The 5,230-nt window shown below is 58.6% G+C and carries 6 protein-coding genes; 1 reads left to right on the top strand and 5 read right to left on the bottom strand.

All coding sequences use genetic code 11. From position 1 onward, the window contains the following. Together VN887_15655 and VN887_15650 are read right to left on the bottom strand one after the other, a co-directional pair. Nucleotides 1–759, bottom strand: a 759-nt coding sequence (locus tag VN887_15655; protein ID HXT41441.1) for a class I SAM-dependent methyltransferase, incomplete at its 3' end; no start/stop codon positions are given. A 309-nt stretch (nt 760–1,068) separates the two neighbouring features. Beyond that, nucleotides 1,069–1,266 carry a hypothetical protein gene (locus tag VN887_15650; protein ID HXT41440.1) on the bottom strand — a complete coding sequence of 66 codons (198 nt, stop codon included), beginning with the start codon at nt 1,264–1,266 and terminating at the stop codon, nt 1,069–1,071. Nucleotides 1,267–1,392: 126 nt separating this feature from the next. Between VN887_15650 and VN887_15645 the strand changes: the two genes are divergently transcribed. Further along, a complete protein-coding gene (locus tag VN887_15645) occupies nt 1,393–2,742 on the top strand; it encodes a glycoside hydrolase family 71/99-like protein (GenBank protein HXT41439.1) in 1,350 nt (449 codons plus the stop codon). A 223-nt stretch (nt 2,743–2,965) separates the two neighbouring features. On the opposite strand, the gene VN887_15640 is transcribed toward VN887_15645, so the two are convergent. From VN887_15640 to VN887_15630, 3 genes are all read right to left on the bottom strand, one after another. Further along, nucleotides 2,966–3,337: a hypothetical protein gene (locus tag VN887_15640; GenBank protein ID HXT41438.1), complete on the bottom strand. Its 372-nt coding sequence runs from the start codon at nt 3,335–3,337 to the stop codon at nt 2,966–2,968. A 92-nt stretch (nt 3,338–3,429) separates the two neighbouring features. Continuing rightward, nucleotides 3,430–4,125: a pirin family protein gene (locus VN887_15635; protein HXT41437.1), complete on the bottom strand. Its 696-nt coding sequence runs from the start codon at nt 4,123–4,125 to the stop codon at nt 3,430–3,432. A gap of 298 nt (nt 4,126–4,423) precedes the next feature. Continuing rightward, nucleotides 4,424–5,230 (bottom strand): dihydroxy-acid dehydratase (locus VN887_15630; GenBank protein HXT41436.1); only part of this gene is annotated, 807 nt, incomplete at its 5' end.

The raw sequence follows: 5,230 nt of genomic DNA, 5'->3' as shown, positions 1-5,230 counted from the left end.
AACGCATTCCGCATTGTTGAAGTGGTGGAGGAAGTTCGGGACAAGCACGGCATCATAATCCCTGCCGAGTTCCACCTCGAAAGCGCTTCCGGCAAGCGTGCTGAAGCGGTCAATAATCCCCGCGGCACGAGCGTTCTTCGTCGTGATTTGCAATACCCCCGGCCAGTCCAGTGCGACAAGTTGCGTCTTGGGATTTTTCTTCGCAAAGGCAATGCCCCACATACCGTGGCTGGCCGCGACGTCAAGGACCTTGGCAGGACGATTTTGCTCGAGAGGCAACAGCTCGGCAAGTCCTTCGGCGGCGCGCATCATGAGACCGCCCATTGATTCAGCGAACGCCATCCACATCGGATGTTCGGGCGTGATGCTGCCCTGCTGCGGTTCGGCCGTGCCTCCTTTTCGAACGGATTCGGTCAAGCGGTCAAAGGCGGAGGTCAAATGATCCGACAGCAGGAAATCCACAACTCCACCCGCGTAAGCCGGCGACTGGCGATTCAGGAAGACCGCGCTGTCCGGCGTAAGCGTATAACGGTCTGCCGATTTTTTCAGGAAGCCCAGCACGGTCATGTAATCGCAAAGAATGCGGGTGCTGCGCACCGCGGCATGGCAGCGTCCCGCGACTTCGGCAGCAGTCAATGCCCCGTCCGCAATGACCGTGAACAGACTCAAGTCCACCGCGGCTTTAAGTGCGGCGGTTTTTTGATACGCGGTGACGGTGTCAAAAAACAAATCGGGCGACGGTTGAGATTGTGTACACATGAAGGGCATTTTAGCGTAAAGAGCCAATACTTGCAAATTCCGATTGGTTGTCGAATGCGGCAGGCGCTTCGATTGTGTCGTCCCGCGATCACCCGATGAAAATTACCCAAGGTGTGTCAGGCTGAAAGACACGCATCACGCCTTCACGAGACCGGCGAAATTCGTCCGGTAATGCCAAAGCAGGAACAGCGCGAGAGCAGAGACGATGTGGCCATTGGCCGGCCCGTGGTTCGAGGAAAATGTGGAAAAGCAGGATGTTCACGACGACCGGGCCGAGCAGCGTCAGCCCCAGGGGAACGTAGCGTCCAATCAGGCGCAGCAGACCAACCGCAACCTGTAAAAACCAATGACATACACGTAACCACGTTTCATAAGCGCGTTGGCGAAGTCGGTCATGAGTGATGGCTTTTGTTCCGGCATCGGGATGAAGTGGACAAAGATGTTTGAGCCGAAGACAACGAACATGAGTCCCAGCAGGACACGAACGACGATGGTGGCGACTTTCATGCCGACAATGTTAAGCGGGACAGGCGATGTTTCAGTCGCCAAAGCTGGAAGCACAATTGTTACATCTGCCGTTTCATCAGCACGCGTTTAATGCGGCGGACAGTCACAATGTGGTAGTATGAACGCGTGAAAGATAATTTGGCCCTTCGCTTCATTGCCCCGTTTGTCACCACCGGTTGTCTTCTCACCCTCGGCAGCGCGGGGATGAACGCGGCTTCACTGACGCGCGAAGCCGTCGAGCTGGAAACGCTCCGGCCTTACGTCGGCCCGAGCGTGCGGGGAGTGGATACCAGCACGCTCTCGAACAAGGTGATGTGCGGTTATCAGGGCTGGTTTAACGCGGAGGGCGATGGCGCCGAACGCGGGTGGGTTCACTGGACGAGGCGGCGCGGGCCGCTCGCGCCCGGCAACGCGAAGATCGATTTGTGGCCGGACGTTTCCGAACTCGGCGCGGACGAGCGTTTCGCGACGGGCTTCACCAACGCGGCTGGCCGCACCGCCGAGGTGTTCAGCTCGTTCAAGCAGCCGACGGTGCTGCGGCATTTTCAATGGATGCGCGACTACGGCATTGATGGCGCGTTTGTGCAGCGTTTCATCAACGACCTGCGTGACCCGCGGGCGTTGCGCCACAACAACGCGGTGCTGGCGCATTGTCGCGAGGGGGCAAATCGATTCGGCCGCGCCTACGCGGTGATGTATGACCTGAGCGGTCTGGGCACCAACCGCATTCACGAGGTGATGGATGACTGGCGCACTCTGCGGTCACAAATGAAGGTGACGGACGACCCTGCGTATCTGCACCATCGCGGGCGTCCGCTCGTCGCGGTGTGGGGCGTTGGCTTCAATGACGGCCGTCGTTACACGCTGGAGGAATGCCGACGGTTGGTGGAATTTCTGAAACAGGACGGCTGTTCCATCATGCTCGGTGTGCCGAGCTACTGGCGCGAGCTTGAACGCGACGCGGTGAAGGATCCGGAATTGCACGAGATAATCAAACTCGCAGACGTCGTCAGCCCGTGGACGGTCGGCCGTTATCGCAGTCCGGTCGAAGCGAAACGGCACGGCGAGAAAACCTGGCGGCCGGACATGGCCTGGTGCGCGGAACGAAAGATTGATTTCCTGCCGGTGGTCTTTCCGGGATTCAGCTGGTTCAACATGTATGGAAAGCAGTTCGATGCCATTCCTCGGTTGAAAGGCGAGTTCCTCTGGTCACAGTTCGTCACGGCGAAGCGCGCCCGTGCCACGATGATCTACGTCGCCATGTTCGACGAGGTGGACGAGGGCACCGCGATTTTCAAATGCACCAACGACGTGCCGGCCGGTAGCGGGGTGAAGTTCGTAACCTTCGAGGGTTTGCCAGGCGACTTCTATCTTCGCCTTGTTGGCGCCGGTGCGAAGATGCTGCGCGGAGAGCTACCGGTTACGGAAGCCCTTCCGGCAACAGATCTGACTCCCACCGCTTTGAAAGGCCGTTGAGCGTGATTATTCCTCGCCGTCGTAATAATCCGGCGCTTCGCCTCGAAGAATCAGCCGTTCAGGTGACCGGACGAGTCATTTCCCGGTGTCAGGGGTCAGTTGAGTTCGTGAAGTATCAGATACCGGGGATCGCGGTTGGGAGAACGATTATGATCAAGAACGCTCGCTCATCTCACTCAAAATCTTCTCTTAATCGTTCTCCCGCTCTTCTCGGGTCTTTCGCTCACGGCTTGAGCAAGCCCTTGAACGCTTCGCGGTTCGCCCAAAGCACAATCAGCGTGAGCGCGGCAAACACAATCGCCACCGGCAGGCCCTTGGGTTCAAGAAAGATGTGGAACAACACAATGTTCACGATCACCGGCCCCAGCAGCGTCAGGCCCAGGGGCACAAAGCGTCCGATCAGCAGGATCGCGCCGCCGAGGATTTGCAACACGGCGACCGCGTAAAAGTAATGACTCACGAACAGCGCCTTGGTGAAATCGGCGGCCAGGCCTTCCGGCGGCGGCGCGTGAATGAACTGGAGGAAGGCGTTCGATCCGAACACCAAAAAGCCGAGACCGAGCAAGACACGCGCAATGATGACGACGACTTTCATGAGGATTTGTTCCTTTCTTTTTTGTTTGGTTTACCCGCGGGAACGAACGGAGACAACCGGAAAATTCTCCCCGGTCGTCTCCGGTTCATCGTTCAATTCAAGTCAAACAACAGGACCTGCGCCGGTTTGGTTGCGCTCAACTCCAACGCGGTTTCTTCGCCGACCGCCGCCGCGTCACCACCGCTCAGCTTCTTTCCGTTGAGCGACACCTCGCCCTCGGCCACATGGACCCACGCGTGGCGTCCGGGCGCAAGCTTATGCGTGACGCGATTGCCCGCGTCAAGTTTGGCGAGCCACAGATCGGCGTCCTGGTTGATGGCGATCGACCCGTCGCGCCCCGTCTTGCTCGTCACGAGATGCAACGTCCCGATCGCGGCGTCTTTGAGCGACTTCTCGGCGTAGCGCGGTTTCAGGCCTTTGGCATCCGGCAGAATCCAGATTTGCAGCAGATGCACCGCTTCGTCCTTTGACGGATTGAATTCGCTGTGTTGCACGCCGGTGCCGGCGGCCATGTATTGCACCTCGCCCGGGCGCATCACGCGGCCATTGCCCATGGAATCCTTGTGCTCCAGCGCGCCGCTGAGAATGTAGGTGATGATTTCCATGTCGCGATGCGGATGCGTTCCGAAACCCTGTCCCGGCATCACGAGATCATCGTTGATGACGCGCAGGCTGCGAAAGCCCATCCATTGCGGGTCGTAGTAGTCCGCGAAGCTGAAAGTGTGATACGTGTCCAGCCAGCCGTGTTCGGCGTGCCCTCGTTCGGTTGCTTTTCGTAGTTTCATCATGGCAACACAATGCCACACGATGCGTGATGTAGTGAAAGACCATGTTTCTTGCCTCAGCATAACTTGAAAGTATGGCTGAGACCAACTAAACGCCGACCTTCATTCACTGCGGAGACGCGGAGGAAAGGCAAACAAATAATAGTCTCGTGAAGGCGAGATTGCGTCGCCCAAACTCGAGGCGGAGCAGCAGCTCCGCCCTACCAAAAATGGAAACGTCTTTGGTGAATTGGGCAGCAGCGGCGATGCAGCCCTTTCAGGGTTGTAGCCCGACAAAAACACGTTCCTCGCGAGATTCCCCTTACAACTTCAAATCCGCATCCGTCACCGCACCCTGCGACGCGCTGGTGACGTGCGCGGCGTATTTCGCCAGCACGCCGCGAGTGTAACGGGGCGCGGGTTTCTTCCACGACTTCTTGCGCTTCTTCAATTCCGCGCCAGGGACTTCGAGCGTCAACTCCCGTTTCTCGGCGTCAATCGTGATCGTGTCGCCGTTCTTCACGAGCGCAATCGGGCCGCCGACGTATGCTTCCGGCGTCACGTGGCCGACCACGAAGCCGTGGCTGCCGCCGCTGAATCGTCCGTCGGTGATGAGCGCGACGTCTTTGCCGAGGCCCTTGCCCATGATGGCGCTGGTGGGCGACAGCATTTCTCTCATGCCCGGCCCGCCTTTCGGTCCTTCGCTGCGGATCACAATGACGTGTCCTTTCTTCACCTTGCCGTTCAGAATCGCTTTGAGCGCTTTTTCCTCGGACTCAAACACAATGGCTTTGCCGGTGAAGCGCAATCCTTCCTTGCCAGAAATTTTCGCGACCGCGCCTTGGGGAGCGAGATTGCCGCGCAGGATGACAAGGTGGCTGTCCTTTTTGATCGGCTTGTCGAGCGGTTGAATGATGGTTTGCCCGGCAGGATACGGCTGCACGTTCGCGAGGGTTTGCGCCATGGTTTGGCCGGTGACGGTAAGGGCGTCGCCGTGGAGCAGGCCGGCGTCGAGCAGCGTCTTCATGAGCGGACGGATGCCGCCGATGGCGACGAGTTCGGACATTAGATGTTTGCCGCTGGGCTTGAGGTCGGCGAGCACGGGCACGCGTTTGCCGATGCGCGTGAA

This window comes from Candidatus Angelobacter sp., from assembly GCA_035607015.1.
Lineage (GTDB): Bacteria > Verrucomicrobiota > Verrucomicrobiia > Limisphaerales > AV2 > AV2.
This window is presented reverse-complemented; position numbering and strand designations above follow the sequence as displayed.

What these genes read in the sequence shown, in the direction of transcription:
- VN887_15650 (HXT41440.1), bottom strand. Translation starts at nt 1,266, where the DNA reads ATGAAAGTCGCCACCATCGTCGTTCGTGTCCTGCTGGGACTCATGTTC.
- VN887_15635 (HXT41437.1), bottom strand. Translation starts at nt 4,125, where the DNA reads ATGATGAAACTACGAAAAGCAACCGAACGAGGGCACGCCGAACACGGC.
- VN887_15640 (HXT41438.1), bottom strand. Translation starts at nt 3,337, where the DNA reads ATGAAAGTCGTCGTCATCATTGCGCGTGTCTTGCTCGGTCTCGGCTTT.